The sequence below is a fragment of the Amycolatopsis arida genome, assembly GCF_900115565.1.
GTDB lineage: Bacteria > Actinomycetota > Actinomycetes > Mycobacteriales > Pseudonocardiaceae > Yuhushiella > Yuhushiella arida.
Map to the genome: position 1 here is coordinate 137956 of NZ_FOWW01000007.1, position 14046 is coordinate 152001.

At 71.2% G+C, this 14046-nt stretch carries 18 protein-coding genes; 10 read left to right on the forward strand and 8 right to left on the reverse strand.

Going from position 1 to position 14046, the window contains the following annotated elements:
• The first annotated feature begins 4 nt into the window (after positions 1–4).
• The gene (gene hisC, locus BM051_RS20040; protein ID WP_092533020.1) at positions 5–1069 is read left to right on the forward strand and encodes a histidinol-phosphate transaminase; all 1065 of its coding nucleotides are present in this window, start codon (positions 5–7) and stop codon (positions 1067–1069) included.
• Here the strand turns inward: hisC and glmS are convergent, their stop codons facing one another.
• Together glmS and BM051_RS20050 are read right to left on the reverse strand one after the other, a co-directional pair.
• A complete protein-coding gene (glmS, locus tag BM051_RS20045; RefSeq protein WP_092532556.1) occupies positions 1070–2896 on the reverse strand; it encodes a glutamine--fructose-6-phosphate transaminase (isomerizing) in 1827 nt (608 codons plus the stop codon).
• 39 nt (positions 2897–2935) lie between these two features.
• Positions 2936–3196, reverse strand: coding sequence for a hypothetical protein (locus tag BM051_RS20050; RefSeq protein ID WP_092532559.1), 261 nt, complete (start codon positions 3194–3196; stop codon positions 2936–2938).
• Between the two features lie 158 nt (positions 3197–3354).
• Here BM051_RS20050 and BM051_RS20055 point away from each other — a divergent pair, with 158 nt between their 5' ends.
• Complete coding sequence (locus BM051_RS20055) at positions 3355–3915, forward strand: Scr1 family TA system antitoxin-like transcriptional regulator (protein WP_166677771.1); 561 nt, start codon at positions 3355–3357, stop codon at positions 3913–3915.
• 58 nt (positions 3916–3973) lie between these two features.
• On the forward strand, positions 3974–4177 hold the full coding sequence (locus BM051_RS30370; RefSeq protein WP_134046262.1) for a Scr1 family TA system antitoxin-like transcriptional regulator: 204 nt from the start codon (positions 3974–3976) through the stop codon (positions 4175–4177).
• Between the two features lie 294 nt (positions 4178–4471).
• On the opposite strand, the gene BM051_RS20065 is transcribed toward BM051_RS30370, so the two are convergent.
• The 5 genes from BM051_RS20065 to BM051_RS20085 form a co-directional block, all read right to left on the reverse strand.
• The gene (locus BM051_RS20065; RefSeq protein ID WP_092532568.1) at positions 4472–4906 is read right to left on the reverse strand and encodes a hypothetical protein; all 435 of its coding nucleotides are present in this window, start codon (positions 4904–4906) and stop codon (positions 4472–4474) included.
• A 77-nt stretch (positions 4907–4983) separates the two neighbouring features.
• Complete coding sequence (locus BM051_RS20070; RefSeq protein ID WP_092532571.1) at positions 4984–6681, reverse strand: alpha/beta hydrolase; 1698 nt, start codon at positions 6679–6681, stop codon at positions 4984–4986.
• Complete coding sequence (locus tag BM051_RS20075) at positions 6681–6998, reverse strand: type VII secretion target (protein WP_092532574.1); 318 nt, start codon at positions 6996–6998, stop codon at positions 6681–6683. The genes BM051_RS20070 and BM051_RS20075 overlap by 1 nt, the downstream gene beginning before the upstream one ends.
• A gap of 129 nt (positions 6999–7127) precedes the next feature.
• Positions 7128–7892, reverse strand: coding sequence for a sulfite exporter TauE/SafE family protein (locus BM051_RS20080; protein ID WP_092533023.1), 765 nt, complete (start codon positions 7890–7892; stop codon positions 7128–7130).
• Positions 7893–7985: 93 nt separating this feature from the next.
• Positions 7986–8459, reverse strand: a complete 474-nt coding sequence (locus BM051_RS20085; protein ID WP_092532577.1) for a DUF1203 domain-containing protein — start codon at positions 8457–8459, stop codon at positions 7986–7988.
• Positions 8460–8576: 117 nt separating this feature from the next.
• On the opposite strand from BM051_RS20085, the gene BM051_RS20090 reads away from it, so the two are divergent.
• The 3 genes from BM051_RS20090 to BM051_RS20100 all read left to right on the forward strand — a co-directional run bounded on the left by BM051_RS20090 (position 8577) and on the right by BM051_RS20100 (position 11043).
• Positions 8577–9674 carry an Rv2629 family ribosome hibernation factor gene (locus BM051_RS20090; protein WP_092532580.1) on the forward strand — a complete coding sequence of 366 codons (1098 nt, stop codon included), beginning with the start codon at positions 8577–8579 and terminating at the stop codon, positions 9672–9674.
• A 134-nt stretch (positions 9675–9808) separates the two neighbouring features.
• Entirely contained in the window at positions 9809–10237 is a 429-nt protein-coding gene (locus BM051_RS20095; protein WP_092532583.1) for an ATP-binding protein, read from the forward strand.
• The gene (locus tag BM051_RS20100) at positions 10234–11043 is read left to right on the forward strand and encodes a SigB/SigF/SigG family RNA polymerase sigma factor (RefSeq protein WP_092532586.1); all 810 of its coding nucleotides are present in this window, start codon (positions 10234–10236) and stop codon (positions 11041–11043) included. Before BM051_RS20095 ends, BM051_RS20100 begins: the two co-directional genes overlap by 4 nt.
• A gap of 130 nt (positions 11044–11173) precedes the next feature.
• On the opposite strand, the gene BM051_RS20105 is transcribed toward BM051_RS20100, so the two are convergent.
• Positions 11174–11590: a CBS domain-containing protein gene (locus BM051_RS20105; RefSeq protein ID WP_092532589.1), complete on the reverse strand. Its 417-nt coding sequence runs from the start codon at positions 11588–11590 to the stop codon at positions 11174–11176.
• 147 nt (positions 11591–11737) lie between these two features.
• Here BM051_RS20105 and ligD point away from each other — a divergent pair, with 147 nt between their 5' ends.
• The 4 genes from ligD to BM051_RS20125 all read left to right on the forward strand — a co-directional run bounded on the left by ligD (position 11738) and on the right by BM051_RS20125 (position 13988).
• On the forward strand, positions 11738–12697 hold the full coding sequence (gene ligD / locus BM051_RS20110; protein ID WP_243859662.1) for a non-homologous end-joining DNA ligase: 960 nt from the start codon (positions 11738–11740) through the stop codon (positions 12695–12697).
• 81 nt (positions 12698–12778) lie between these two features.
• A complete protein-coding gene (locus BM051_RS20115) occupies positions 12779–13159 on the forward strand; it encodes an ArsR/SmtB family transcription factor (RefSeq protein WP_092532595.1) in 381 nt (126 codons plus the stop codon).
• On the forward strand, positions 13156–13338 hold the full coding sequence (locus BM051_RS20120; RefSeq protein WP_092532598.1) for a hypothetical protein: 183 nt from the start codon (positions 13156–13158) through the stop codon (positions 13336–13338). Before BM051_RS20115 ends, BM051_RS20120 begins: the two co-directional genes overlap by 4 nt.
• On the forward strand, positions 13335–13988 hold the full coding sequence (locus BM051_RS20125; RefSeq protein WP_092532601.1) for a maleylpyruvate isomerase family mycothiol-dependent enzyme: 654 nt from the start codon (positions 13335–13337) through the stop codon (positions 13986–13988). The genes BM051_RS20120 and BM051_RS20125 overlap by 4 nt, the downstream gene beginning before the upstream one ends.
• The last annotated feature ends 58 nt before the right edge of the window (positions 13989–14046 follow it).

Sequence of the window (14046 nt, forward strand, 5' to 3'; positions counted from 1 at the left end):
GCCGATGTCGTCGACCGTCCCCACCCGCGCCGACCTCGCCGCACTGCCGAGCTACGTGCCCGGCCGCACGGTGCCCGGCGCGATCAAGCTGGCGAGCAACGAGGTGCCGGGCGGGCCACTACCGAGCGTCCGCGAGGCGATCTCGCAAGCCGCCACGCAGGTGAACCGGTACCCGGACATGGGCGCGTGGGCGCTGGTCGACCGGCTGGCCACCGAGCTGGGCCTCCCCGCCGACCGCGTCGCCGTCGGCGGCGGCTCGGTGATGCTGTGCCAGCAGCTCGTGCAGGCGATGTGCGGGCCCGGCGACGACGTGCTGTTCGCGTGGCGCTCGTTCGAGGCGTACCCGATCCTCATCCAGATCGCCAACGCGCACGCGGTCACCGTGCCGCTCGACGCCACGCACACCCATGACCTGGACGCCATGGCCGCCGCGGTCACCCCGCGGACGCGGCTGCTGTTCGTCTGCAACCCGAACAACCCCACCGGCACGGCGGTCCGCCGCGACGCACTGACCCGCTTCCTCGACGCGGTGCCGCCGGAGGTGCTCGTGGTGCTCGACGAGGCCTACCGCGAGTTCGTCACCGACGACGAGGTGCCGGACGGGTTGGCGCTGGCCGAGGAGCGGCCGAACGTGGCCGTGCTGCGCACGTTCTCCAAGGCCTACGGGCTGGCCGGGCTGCGGGTGGGGTACGCCGTGGCGCCGCCGGAGGTCACCACCGCGCTGCGCAAGGTGTACGTGCCGTTCAGCGTCAACGCGGTGGCCCAGGCGGCGGCGATCGCCTCGCTCGACGCCAAGGACGAGCTGCTCGCGCGCTGCCGGGACATCGTGAGCGAGCGGACCCGGGTGCGGGACGCGCTGCTGGCCGCCGGCTACGTGGTGCCCGAGACGCAGGCCAACTTCGTGTGGCTGCCGTTGGGCGATCGGGCCACCGAGTTCGCCGAGCACGCGCTGGCCAGCAAGGTCGTGGTGCGCCCGTTCGCCGGCGACGGCGTGCGGGTCACCATTGGCACCCCCGAGGAGAACGACGTGTTCCTCGACGCGGCCCGCAGCTTCCAGCAGCGCGAGTAGTCACTCCACGGTCACGCTCTTGGCGAGGTTGCGCGGCTTGTCGATGTCCCGGCCCAGCCGCGCGGCCAGGTGATAGGCGAACAGTTGCAGCGGCACGGTGAGCAGGATCGGGTCCAGCTCGGGCTCGGTGCGCGGCACGGTGAGCACGGCGTCGGCGAGGCCGTCGGGCAGCTTGGTGTTGGTCACCGCGATGACCGGGCCGCCGCGGGCGCGGATCTGCTCGATGGCGCCGATGTTCTTGCTGACCAGCTCGTCGTCGGGCACCAGCACCACCGACGGCATCCGCTCGTCGATCAGCGCGAGCGGGCCGTGCTTGAGCTCGGCCGCCTGGTAGGCCTCGGCGTGCACGTAGGAGATCTCCTTGAGCTTCTGCGCGCCCTCGCGGGCCACCGGCCAGCCGCGGACCCTGCCGATGAAGAACATGTGCTCGGCGGCGCTGAACCGCGCGGCGACGCGGGCGACCTCGTCCTCGGTGGCGAGCACCTCGGCGATCCGGTCGGGCAGCGCGTCCAGCGCGGCGACGATGCGCCGGCCGTGCGCCACGGACAGGTCGCGGACCCGGCCGAGCAGCAGGGCGAGCATCGCGAAGCACACGCTCATGTTGGTGAACGCCTTGGTGGAGGCCACCGACACCTCCGGCCCGGCGTGCAGGAACACGCCGCTGCCGCACTCCCGGGCGATGGCGCTGCCGACGACGTTGACCACGCCGATCACCCGGCCGCCCTTGCGCTGGAGCTCCTGCACGGCGGCGAGGGTGTCGAGGGTCTCGCCGGACTGGCTGACCGCGACGTGGAGCGTGTCCGGGTCGACGACCGGGTTGCGGTAGCGGAACTCCGAGGCCGGCTCGGCGTCGGCGGGGAGCCGGGCCAGCTCCTCGACCAGGTTCGCGCCGAGCTGGCCGGCGTAGTAGGCCGACCCGCAGCCGAGGAACTTGACCCTGCGGACCGAGCGCAGCGCGTGCGGGTCGAGGCCGACGCCGCCGAGGTGGGCGGTGGCGAAGCGCTCGTCGAGCCGGCCCATCAACGCGCGGCGCACCGCCTCGGGCTGCTCGTGCATCTCCTTGCGCATGAAGTCGGGGTGGTCCCCGAGCTGGTAGTCGTCGTCGGCGACGTCCACCGTGGTCGGTGTCTTGGCGGTGCGGCGGGCCTGGGCGGTGCTGGTGCGGTAGTCGTTCGCGGTGAGGGTGGCCAGCTCGCCGTCGTCGAGGTACACCACGCGCTGGGTGTGCCGGACCAGCGCGGCGACGTCGGAGGCGACGAACATCTCGCCGTCGCCGATGCCGAGGACGATCGGGCTGCCGTTGCGGGCGACCACCAGCTCGCCGGGGTCGCGTGCGTCGAGGACGACGATGCCGTAGGCACCCTCGACGCCGCGCAGGGCGGCGCGGACGGCGTCCTCGAGGCTGTCGGTGTCGGCGCGGGCGGCGGCGACGAGGTGGGCCAGCGTCTCGGTGTCGGTGTCGGAGGCGAGCTCGACGCCGTCGGCGGTCAGCTTGGCCCGCAGGTGGTCGGCGTTCTCCAGGATTCCGTTGTGGACGACCGCGATGGTGTTGGTGGCGTCGACGTGCGGGTGGGCGTTGACGTCGGTGGGCTCGCCGTGGGTCGCCCAGCGGGTGTGCGCGATGCCGGCGGGAGCCCTGGTGGCCTTGTCGGCGACCTTGGCGCGCAACTCGTCGACGCGGCCGGCGGCCTTCGTGACCCGCAGCCGGCCGCGGTGCGCGACGGCCAGGCCGGCCGAGTCGTAGCCGCGATACTCGAGGCGGTGCAGGCCCTCGAGGAGGATCGGGCCGGCCGGCCGGGTGCCGATGTAGCCGACGATTCCACACATGCTCGTTGTTCCCATCCGTTGTTCGTTGTCCGTGATCCGCTATCCGTAGACGATGCGGCGCAGCCGGCGCTCGGTGAGCGGGCCGGGGTGGACCGTGCGGGCGGCCAGCTCGGCGAGCAGGGCCGGCCAGATCTGGTCGTTCTTGTGGCCCCCGCGGCGGAGCTCGGCGTGCCGGCGCCGGACGTACTGCTCGGTCGTCTCGCCGAAGTAGGCGATCACGTCGGCCACCACCCGGGCGGCGGTGGCCAGGGGGAGCCCGGTGGACCCGGCGACGTGGCGGACCAACTCGGCGTGCTCCATGCGGCGCAGACTGGCAGCGGTCCGGGCCTTGGTGCAACTTCCCTGCCCGGATTCGGGCAGGATTCGGAGTTTGCCCGCCGGGCAAGGCGACCGCCCTTGCGGTGAATCCGCCGTATTGTGCGCGCTCGGTGTCGGCCGGTCGCTCTACGTTGCTTGTCGTGGACACACGAGACACGAACGCACGACGCCGAGAGCTGGGGACCGAGTTGCGGCGCATCCGAGAGCGCGGCGGGTTCAGCGCGAAGGATCTGGCCGACCTGCTGGCCTGGTCGGCCAGCAGAATGTCCAGGGTGGAGAGCGGCCGGCGGGGCACCACGGTCATCGACGTGGTCACGCACGCGGCGACCTGCGGCGCGCTGCCGGAGGAGCGGGCTCGGCTGGTGGAGCTGGCCACCGCCACCGACGACGGCTACTGGCTGCGGCCGAACAGCGCTGCCGGGTCGCACGGACTGCTCGGGCTGACCTCGCTGGCCAACCAGGAGTCCGTCGCGACCGCCATCACCTCGTTCCACCTCGCGGCGCTCCCCGGGCTACTGCAGATCGAGGGCTACGCGCGGGGACTCTTCGAGTGGGCGGGCGCGGTGCCCCGTGACCTGATCGACGAACTGGTGGCCCGCCGGCTCGACCGGCAGAAGGTGCTGCACGGGCACTGGCACCCCGAGCCACGTTCTACGGGTGCGAGAACGCGGTGCGGAACGAGTTCGGCGGGCCACGGGTGATGGAGGAGCAACTGCTGCGCCTGGTGCTGGTCGCTGGATACGGGTGCATCGCGTCCGGGTGCTGCCCCGGTCTGCGGGCCCGTACAGCGGCCTGTGCCAGGAGTTCACCCTGCTGCGCTTCCGCGACGATCGCCCCGTGGTCTACACCGACTGCATGACCAACAGTGTGCTGATCGAGAAACCGTTCGACGTGGAGCACTACGAGCGGATCCTGGCGAAGTGCGCCAAAGCCGCGCTGGACGAGCGCCAGTCACAGGAATAGCTGGCCGAAGTGGCCGCGGAGTACGGCCGGGAGGCGGGCTGAGCGCCCGTGTCAACGCTCGGTCGCCACTCCAGGCGGCTGTCAGCATTAACGCGAGGCTCCCCAACACCACTGTGACCGACCGAAGGTGCACGCTACTTCCTCTCATTACCCCGGCGATCACCAACTCAGGGGCGTCCCCGGCCACGGCGGCGACCGTGTTGTACTCGCTGGTCATCGGGGCCAGGGAATTAGCTGCGAAGCTTGGCATCAACTACTCGAAGGGATCGGGTTCCTTGTCCCTTCTCTTGGGCGTCAGCTCTCCGGCTCTGGTGTCCCGTCCGGCCACACACACGGGGAACTGGTCGCCAGAGCGAGCCCGCCCTTGTCGTTCGCGGCCAGGGACATGGTGAACTCGTCCCCCTCATGCACCGCATTGAGGAACATGTCGCCCGGGCGGCGGTCTGCCCCAACCCGCCAACCGTGTGAACTCAACCACGACTTCATCGCGTCGAAATACGCGTTGTACTGCGCCGGATCGAGACCGCGGACCCAGTAATCCGCCCACGCCTGCACGCGCTTGCCGAACCCACCCCCGGAAGGATCTTCACAGTTGCCCTGGCTGACCGTCCTCTCCTCGAGGACCGCGTCAACGGGCAGCGCTCCCTTCAGCTCACGTGCGTACTGTTTCACCCGCTCGGTGGCCTGTTGTACGGTAACGGTCGTCTCTGGCTGGTCGTTGATATTCATATCAGGATCCCCACATGCAACCAGCGCGAGACCGACAGCGACCGCGCCGATAGTTTTCGCGAAGTCAGAACGTATATTCACGAGCCCGCTATGATCCTTCCCATCTCACGCAGAGAGGTCGAGTTTCGATCCCAGTAAGCACTGTGCGAAGTTCCTGGGTCGCCCGCGTCAGCTCCGAAACTCTGGCCGCCGAACCAGTATTGGGTTGGATCAGGACCGAGGGGATCAACACCATCCAGAATAGGATTGCGAAAGTTCGTCGCGTACGGGATCGGGTCCGTCGGCGATGCGGTGGAAAACACACGGTTACCCATCTCGCTGCGCGAAACGTCGTCGAGCTTGAGCTGGCTGGCATGCTCGACACCAACACCGGGGCTCCCGGCGAAGACCACTTTGTCCGCGGCCAGCCCCAGGTCACGAGCCGTCTGCCCGATCGCTGTCGTGCCGTAGCTGTGCCCGATGACCGTGGTGTTGGCCGGTGTGCCCTGATGTGCTTCCCGAAGACCAGCCTGAAAGTCATGCAGCCGCTGTTCAGCATTGTCGGCGTAGCTGGTGCTGGCGGCATCCGGAATGGTCGGCGGCGCGTCATAACCCGCCCAGGTGATGACCGCGGTCGATGTCGAACCGGCGTCCTGAGCAGTGCTCAACATTCGGGCCGAGCGGTCCATGTTGGCAACGACATCGTGCAGGCCGGAGCCGGTACCCGGCACGAACGTCGCGACGTCACGAGCCAAATCGGGATTACCCTGGGCGACGATCGCTTGGCCGAGGTTGTCGCTGTTGATACCGAGCAGGTGGAGTCTTTGCTCCTCCGGCGTGTCCGGTGACTGCGCCAGCTTGCCGACTAGGTCTTCCATGCCACGTATTTTACCGTCCAGTTGTTCCAACTGCGCCGTCAACTCGTCGAACTCGAGCTGGTCGTTGAGCTTGATCTGGCCAGCCCCCGTACGCGGAAACGTGTCGATCTGGTGTTGCAGCGAATTCCGATCCGCTTGGAGCCGGGACAGCTCCCGGTCCAGCAAGATGCGGTTGGCGATGTCGCGCTGCTTCGCCGACACGCCGTCGCGCGGCCCGACGAGTACGGGGCGATCCATCGCCAGTTGGGTGCGCTGTCCCTCGGAGAGCGTCGCCCACCAGGCGGCGTTCTGTGCGGGAGTGGCGTCGGCTGGTGGGGGTGCGGGGATGCTGAGCGAGCCGAGGGCGGCTCCGGCGTTGCCGGCGGCGGCCAGGGAGGTGTTCTGGTTGTCGTTGGCGCCGGCGTCGATGGTGTCGGCGGCCAGGATGCGATCCAACACCACACAGAAGTCGTCGTCGATGTCTTCGGCGGTGCGCAGAACCTGCCGCACGCGCTCCGCCAGCTCGGCGGCGATGGCGCGGCGTTCGGCGGCGACCGCTTCGCGCTGCTCGGGTGGCACGTCCGGCGGGGGCCCCTGGTCGACCACGGCCCCGTCGTCGGCGATGGTGAAGTGGTGGACGCGGGCCAGTTCCTCGGCTTCCCGCACGCCGCTGAGCAATCCGGTGATGGCGTCGGACACGTCCCCGGCGGCGCGGCGGGCGGCGGCGATCTCCGCGGCCCACTCCTCGAGCCCGTCGATCAGCTCGTTGCCCCGCGCGGCCGCCGCGGTCGCGGCCGGGCCGGTCCACCCGCACGGAGTATTGATGCCGCGCAGGTCCTCCCCGGCGGCGATCAGCTCGTTGTACTCCGAGTTCAGCGACCCCACCGCCGCGCCGAGCGGTTCACCGCTCCAGTTCGTGACGTCTCCCCAGGTCACCATCAGACCGGCTTCCTTCCCCCCACCGAGCGCGCCGCCTCGGTCAGGTCGCGCCGGGCCACGTCGTCGCCGGCGCGGTACCGCTCGGCGGCCTCGGCGATGCTCTCGGCGTGTTGGTCCAACGCGGTCGCGGTCGCCTGGCCCTTGCCCTGCCACGACCGCTTCACCGCGGCCAGCTTCCCCGCGCTCCGCGACCCGGGCATCCCGGCGTCCCCGTCCGGCAGCGCGGCCGCCGGATCGACCGAGCGCACCACGCCGGTCACCCGACCGGCCGCCTTCCCGGTCTCGGCGATCGCCGCGATCACGGCCTCGAACCCCATGACACTCCCCCGTCCGTGGTCGTGCCATGACGCTATGCCACCCCTGGCAACACCCTCAACGCCTACGAGCCAGGTCGAGCCGAACTACCCATCCCCGATGAGTAGGACCCCGCACCCCACCCGAGTGGCTCAGAACCAGTGTTCGGCGACCAGTTGGATCATGGCGGCGAGGCCGACGACCACGATGACCCCGCGGAGCACCGCGGGCGGCAGCTTGCGGCCCACCTTCGCGCCCAGCATCCCGCCGAGGACCGACCCCACCGCGAGCAGCAGCACCGCCGGCCAGCTGATCGGAGCCACGAACGCGTAGATCGCCCCGGCCACCACGTTCACCACGGCCGAGAGCACGTTCTTCATCCCGTTCAGCCGCTGGATCGGCTCCGCCAGCAGCATCCCCATCACCGCCATCAGCATCACGCCCTGCGCGGCGGTGAAGTACCCCCCGTACACCCCGATGAGGAAGATCAGGAACATCAGCAGCGGCCCCGGCCGGGACGGGCGCTCGCCCTTGCGCGCCGCGATCCACGTGCTCACCCGCGGCTGCACGACCACCAGCACCAGCGCCAGCCCGATGAGCACCGGCACGATCGTCTCGAACGCGTCGCTCGGCAACGACAGCAGCAGGATCGTCCCGCACACCGCCCCGACCAGCGACATGCTGCCGAACTGCACCAGCCGCCGCGCCTGCCCGCGGATCTCGTGCCGGTACCCGATCGACCCGCTGATCGTCCCCGGCGCCAGCCCGATCGCGTTGGACGTGGTGGCCGTCACCGGCGGGTAGCCCAGCGCGACCAGCACCGGGAACGTCACCAGCGTGCCGGAGCCGACCACGGTGTTGATCGTCCCCGCCCACATCCCGGCGAGCGCGATCAGAACGGCGTGCCACCACGGCAGATCGAACACTTGACGGACCCTAAGCAACCGCCCGGCTCGACGCGAAGCGGGTGTGTCGGGACAGACAACTGGACAGACGACCGGACAGACACCTCAGACCGGGAGGACCATGCACACGTAGCACCCGGCGGTCGCGCTGCGCACCTGCACGTAGTCCACGTCGGGCCGGCCGCACAGCTCCGCCAGCGCCTCGTCGATCTCCGGCCGGTCCACCAGCCGCTCGACCAGCGGCCGCCGCCCTCGCCGGTACGCGCCCAGGAGCACCCCGCTCCCGCCGAGCCGCGGCGGGAACCGCCCGACGTCGCGGTACGGCACGCACTCCCGCTCGTGCACGAACACCGGGCCGGGCAGCGGCACCACCTCCCGCTCCGGCGCGACCCGGAACGCGTCGTAGGTGAACCCCATCAGCCGCTCCACCCCCGGCTCGATCACGTCCAGGCACAGCCGGCACGGCGCCGAGCCCTCCGCGACCTCCACCCACGCCGGGTGACCGTAGCCGGGCGAGCGCGACGTGGCCCGCACTTCCTTCGCCACCGACTCGTCGATCGGCACGATTCGAAATCCCATGACCACGATCCTGCGCGGCCGGGAAGACCGCCGCCGGCGGCTTTCGGACGCCACGTTTCACCAGCTACCGCCCTGGGTAACAGGCCCCTTGAAGCCGGCCGCGACCAAGGAGGAGCTGTGCACACGACGGGGTTGCGCGAACTTGTCAGCACCGACGGTCCGTTCGCCTCGGTGTACTTCGACGACTCCCACGACACGGCCGACGCCGAGAAGCTGCTCGACCTGCGCTGGCGCGAGTTGCGCGAGCGACTCACCGAACAGGGCGCCGCCGAACCGGCCCTCACCGCGCTGGAGACCGCGATCAAGGAGGGCGACCGGCCGGTCGGCCGGAGCGGCAGGGCGCTCGTCGCCGCCGCCGACCGGGTCCTGCTCGACCGCCACCTCGACCAACCGCCCGCCACCACCGAGGCCCGCCTCTCCGACCTGCCGTACGTGCTGCCGCTGGTCACCTACGGCGAGCCGGGGCCGGTGCACGTCATCGCGCTGATCGACCGGATCGGCGCGGAGCTGGTCGCGGTCGATCCCTACGGTCAGGTGACCGTCGAGCAGATCACCGAGGGCACCGACTATCCGGTGCACGCGGTGACCCACGTCGGCCAGATCCGCCGGCACATGGAGGAGCGGGTCGAGGAGACGATCAAGCTCAACCTGAAGCAGGTCGCCGACGACATCGACAAGCTGGTCCAGCGCACCGGCGCCGAGTTGGTGATCGTCGCCGGCGAGGTGAAGAACCGGTCCGCGCTCAAGGAGCAACTGTCCGACCGGGTGCGGCCGATCGCCCACGAGGTGACCTCCGGCAGCCGCGCCGACGGGATCGACCAGGACGTCCTGCACGCCGACATCGAGAGGATCGTCGCCAAGGCCAAGGAGAACAAGCGCGCGGACGTGCTGGCGCGCTTCGAGCAGGAGATGGGCCGCGACGGGGGCCTCGCCGTGCAGGGTCTGCAGGCCGTCACCACGGCGCTGCGCGAGGCGAACGTGACGACGCTGCTGGTCGCCGACCCCGGCGACGCCGCGGGCACGACGGTGCTCGTCGGGCCGGAGCCGAACTACGTCGCGATGCAGCGCGGGGAGCTCGGCGACCTCGACGCCACTCGCCGCCGCGCCGACGAGGCGCTGCCCCTCGCCGCGATCGCGACCGACGCCGACCTCGTGCACACCGGGCAACGGCTCGACCTCGTCGAGGGCTTCGGCGCGTTGCTGCGCCACGACTGAGTCACCGCACGACCGCATCGGCCGGAACCGACCACGACAACAGCGAGGAGCAGCGCGGACGACGAACTCTTGACAAGGACGCGGGGTGCGCACTGGGCTCGGAGGAGCGCGGTGCTTCCCGACAGTGCAACGAGGTGAACGTGAACGACACCGATCCGGCGGGCGCGGACGACGACATCGAGCTTCGGTTGCGTGCCGACCTCGGCCACCTGCCGCTGATCCGGTCGGTCGCCGCCGGGATCGCCATCAGGGCGGACTTCGATCTCGACGCGATCGCCGACCTGCGGCTGGCCGTGGACGAGGCGTGCTCGACGTTGATCACGAGAGCCGTGCCCGGCAGCAGGATGGTCTGCCGGTTCGGGCTGCGCGCCGACGAGGTGTGCTTCACCGGTGCGGTCGCCACGGAGCAGCCCGAGACGCCGAGCGCCGGCTCGTTCGGTTGGCGGGTGCTGACCACGCTGGCCGACTCCGCGTCCGCCTGGATCGAAGAGGACACCGGGAACGGGCAGGCCAAGTGGGTGTACGTACAGCTGGCGAAACGGAGGCCGGTGGTCGGCGGGTGACCGCCAGGGCACCGGGCGGACGCGGACAGTCCGAGGACTACGAGCACCTCGCGCCGCTGTTCGATGAGCTCGCCGCGCTCGAGGAGGGCGACCCGCGGCGCGCCGAGGTCCGGGCCGAGTTGGTCACCGGGCACCTGCCGCTCGCCGAGCACATCGCGCAGCGCTTCGCCGGTCGCGGCGTCGCCAAGGAGGACCTGGTGCAGGTGGCCAGGGTCGGGCTGATCAACGCGGTGGACCGGTTCGACCCCGCCCGCGGGTCGGACTTCCTGTCGTTCGCGGTCCCGACGGTGATGGGAGAGGTGCGCCGGTACTTCCGGGACACCGGCTGGACGGTCCGGGTGCCGCGCCGGCTCAAGGAGCTGCACCTGTCGATCAGCAGCGCGAGCACCACGCTGTCCCAGCGGCTCGGCCGGGCCCCCACGCCCAGCGAGCTGGCCGGCCACCTCGGGCTCGGCCTGGACGAGGTGTACGAGGGGTTGGAGGCGGGCAACGCCTACAACTCGATGTCGCTGGACGAGGTCCTCTCCGGCGACGCGGACAACATCGCGCTCGGCGACACGCTCGGCGCGGAGGACAGCGGGCTGGAGGGCGTGGAGAACCACGAGACGCTGCAGCCGCTGGTACGGGGCCTTCCCGAGCGGGAACGCAAGATCCTCGCCCTCCGGTTCGTGCACAACCTGACGCAGACCCAGATCGCCGAACGGGTCGGCATCTCGCAGATGCACGTGTCCCGGCTGCTCGCCAGGACCCTGGCGAAGCTACGCGAGGGGATGCTGGAGACCGACCAGGAGAAGGCCGCGGAGTAGCCGCGAACCGCGGACACGACAGCCACTGCCGTGTCCGCGGTCTGCGCTCACGTGTCCGCGCCGCGCGACGCCGACACGCGTACACGGAGCGCGGACACACGTGCGTGGGGCGCGGACACGGTGCTCGGGGTCAGGGCTTCGAGATCGCCTGCACCACGTCGCCGGTCTTGCGCTCCTCCAGGGCGCGGGCGACGTCGGCCTGCGCCACGATGCCCACCAGCTCCTTGCCGTCGATCACCGGGAGCCGGCGCACCTGGTGCTGCTCCATCGTGGTCATCAGCTCCTCGACGTCGTCGTCGGCGCCGATCGTCACGGCCTCGCCCTGCGCGAGGTCGCCGGCGTGCACCGCCCGCGGGTCCTTGCCCTCGGCGAGAACCTTCACCACGATGTCGCGGTCGGTGATCACACCCTTGACCTTGTTGTCCTCCCCGCAGATCGGCAGCGAGCCGACCCCGTGCTCGGCGAGCCGCTTGGCGGCGTCCAACACGGTCTCGCTCGACTGCACACAGACGGGGTTGGGCGTCATGATGTCGCGTGCCTTGGTCATCTCGACTCCTTTCGCGCGACGGGGATGTCTTGGGCCTACCCGCGCTGGCCACCGGCAAACGTGCTCCTGCCGGTCGCGTGCCAGCGCGACCGCTCGTGACCTGCGGTAACCGGGTGCCGTTGGGCCATTCGGGGTACGGTGACCCGCATGACCAGGACGCGCGGTTCCGAGGAGGGCCCCGGGTGGCGGCCACCCATGCTGGCCACGCTCACCGACCGGCCGTTCTCCAGCCCGGACTGGCTGTACGAGCGCAAGCTCGACGGGGTGCGGGCCATCTGCGCGCGCGACGGTGGCGAGCCGCGGCTGTGGTCGCGCAACCAGAACTCGATCGAGCGCGGCTACCCCGAGGTCGTGGAAGCGCTTGCCGAGCACGGCGGCCCCCGGTTCGTCGCCGACGGCGAGATCGTCGCCTTCGACGGCAACCGGACCAGCTTCGCCAAGCTGCAGGGCCGCATCCACCTCACCGACGCGCCGCGGATCGCGGCCACCGGCGTCGAGGTCTTCTACTACCTGTTCGACCTGCTCCACTTCGACGGGCACGACGTGCGGCCGCTGCCGTTGCGGCAGCGCAAGCGCTTGCTGCGCGACGCGTTCGACTTCGTCGACCCGCTGCGGTTCTCGCCGCACCGCAACACCCAGGGCGAGGCGTTGCTCGCCGACGCCTGCGCCCGCGGCTGGGAGGGGCTGATCGCCAAGCGGGCGACCAGTCCCTACCGCGGTGGCCGCTCGCGGGACTGGCTGAAGTTCAAGTGCGTGCGGGAGCAGGAGTTCGTCGTCGGCGGGTTCACCGACCCCTCCGGGGCGCGGGTGGGCTTCGGCGCACTGCTGGTCGGCTACTACGCGCGCGAGCGGCTGCACTACGCCGGCAAGGTCGGCACCGGCTACGACACGGTGACGCTGCGCTGGTTGCGCGGGCTGCTGGACGAGCGGGAGCAGCGGCAGTGCCCGTTCGTCGAGCGGGTGCGCGAGCCGGGCAGCCACTGGGTGCGCCCCGAGCTGGTGGCGCAGATCGGGTTCGCCGAGTGGACCGGGGACGGCAAGCTGCGCCACCCGCGCTTCCTCGGGCTGCGCGAGGACAAGGACCCCACAGAGGTGGTACGGGAGTGACCGCGCCGCCGGCCCGGTGGCAGGCTGGTAAGCTACGACTAACGGTTGTCAGTGGCTTACCGTTAGCCGACACTTACTGACGTGCCCGCTTCCGCCGCCGCCGTGCTCGACGCGCTGGGGGACCCGACCCGCCGGTCGGTCCTGGAACGCCTCGCCGAAGGCCCCCTTCCGGTCGGGGTGCTGGCCGGCCGGCTGCCCATCTCCCGGCCGGCGGTGTCCCAGCACCTGCGGGTGCTCAAGGACGCCGGGCTGGTCGCCGAGACCGCCGCGGGCACGCGGCGGCTGTACCGGATCGACCCGGCGGGACTGGCCGCCGTGCGCTCATACCTCGACCGCTTCTGGGAGACCACGGTGGACAACTTCGCGCTGCTGGCCGAGGCGGAGGCCGCGGCCGAGCGGGAAGCGTCGAGCCCCCGCGACCCGGACGAGCCGGGCCGCCGAGACCGAGGAGAGCCGGAATGAGCAGCGATTCCACCACCGAGACCCGGGTACACCGGTCGATCACGGCACCGCCACCTCGAAGCTACCGCGACCACGCGGCCACGATGCGCGGCGTCTTCGACTCCCCCGGCGGCTGGTCCGGCACCCTGGCCCGGTTCGCCGGTTTGGCCGGTGCCGACACCGCCGAGCCGGCCCGATGACCGGCGCCACGCCGGACCGGCGCGCCGGCACCACCCGACGGTTCGCCCGCGAGGAGCGCGCCGACCTCGCCGACTTCCTCGACACCCTCACCGCCGAGGAGTGGGACGCGCCGACCCTCTGCGCGGGCTGGCGGGTGCGCGACGTCGTGGCGCACGCGGTCAGCTACGACGAGCTGACCGTCCGCGGCGTGCTCACCCGGATGGCCCGCGCCCGGTTCCGGCCGCACGGGGCCAACGCCATCGGGTTGGCCGAGTACGCCGGCCGCGACCCGAAGGAGCTGGTCCGCCTGCTCCGCGCCCACCTCGACCCGCGCGGCCTGCCGGCGGCGTTCGGCGGGATGATCGCACTGGTCGACGGCCTCATCCACCACCAGGACATCCGCCGCCCGCTCGGCCGACCGCGCGCCATCCCGGGCGAACGCCTGCGGCACACCCTCCGGCTGGCCCTGCTCGCCCCGCCCATCGGCGCGTTCCGGCGGGCACGCGGGCTGCGGCTGGTCGCCACCGACGTCGACTGGGCCAGCGGCACCGGGCCCGAGGTCCGTGGCCCGGGTGAGGCCGTCCTGATGGCCGCCGCCGGAAGGGCCGACGCCCTGCCCGAGCTCACCGGGCCGGGTGTGCCCACCCTCACCGCCCGCGTCACCCACTGACCACCGCCCAGGTGGCGGGCCGCGCCGCCACGTGCGACAACAAGGGAGGACGCCCGAC